This window comes from Pseudoroseomonas cervicalis ATCC 49957, assembly GCF_000164635.1.
Taxonomy (GTDB): Bacteria; Pseudomonadota; Alphaproteobacteria; order Acetobacterales; family Acetobacteraceae; genus Pseudoroseomonas; species Pseudoroseomonas cervicalis.
The window spans coordinates 1-892 of record NZ_GG771108.1 but is presented as its reverse complement, the minus strand read 5'-3'; the positions used below and the strand labels follow the sequence as shown (position 1 = coordinate 892).

1 protein-coding gene is annotated in these 892 nt (G+C 74.8%); it reads left to right on the top strand.

The annotated features are described in order from the left end of the window. Positions 1 to 892: glycosyltransferase family 4 protein (locus tag HMPREF0731_RS22000; RefSeq protein WP_007006471.1), on the top strand; the 892-nt coding region annotated here is incomplete at both ends.

Here is an 892-nt window from a genome sequence, read left to right as displayed (position 1 = left end):
CCTCGGCCGCGGCGACCTCGCCCGGCTGCTGCAGCGCGGCCGGCGGCTGGCCTATCTGCTGGTGTCGCACCAGGCGCTGGACCGCGCCGCGCCGATCGAGGCGCTGCGCCGCACCGGCTGCGCCTTCGTCCCGCTGATCCACGACCTGATCCCGGTCACCCACCCGGAATATGCCCGCCCCGGCCAGGCGGAGAAGCATCTGCGCCGCATCGGCACCACGGCGGCGCTGGCGGATGGCATCATCGTCAACTCCGCCGCCACGGCCGAGGCGCTGGCGCCGCATCTGGGCGGCCGCGCCGCGCCGCCGCCGGTGCTGGTGGCGCCGCTCGGCATCGACACCCTGCCGCGCCAAGCGCCCAGTGGCGAGGATCCGTATTTCGTCACCCTCGGCACCATCGAGCCGCGCAAGAACCACCTGCTGCTGCTGCATCTGTGGCGGGAGATGGCGCGCACCCATGGCGCCGCCACGCCGCGCCTGCTGATCATCGGCAAGCGCGGCTGGGAGAACGAGAACATCGTCGACATCCTGGAGCGCTGCACCGCGCTGCACGGGCTGGTGCAGGAGGTCGGCCAGCTGCCCGATCGCGGCGTGGCCGAGCTGCTGCAGGGCGCGCGCGCGCTGCTCTTCCCCTCCTTCGCCGAGGGCTACGGCCTGCCGCTGGCCGAGGCGCTGGCCGCCGGCGTGCCGGCCATCTGCTCCGACCTGCCGGCGCTGCGCGAGGTGGGCGGCGAGGTGCCCGACTACCTGAACCCGCTGGACGGCGCCGCCTGGCGCGAGGCGGTGCTGGACTATGCCAGCCCGGACAGCCCGGCGCGGGCCGCGCAGATGGCCCGGCTGGAGGGCTGGCAGGCGCCGGCCTGGGCGGATCATTTCGCGCTGGTGGAGCAACTG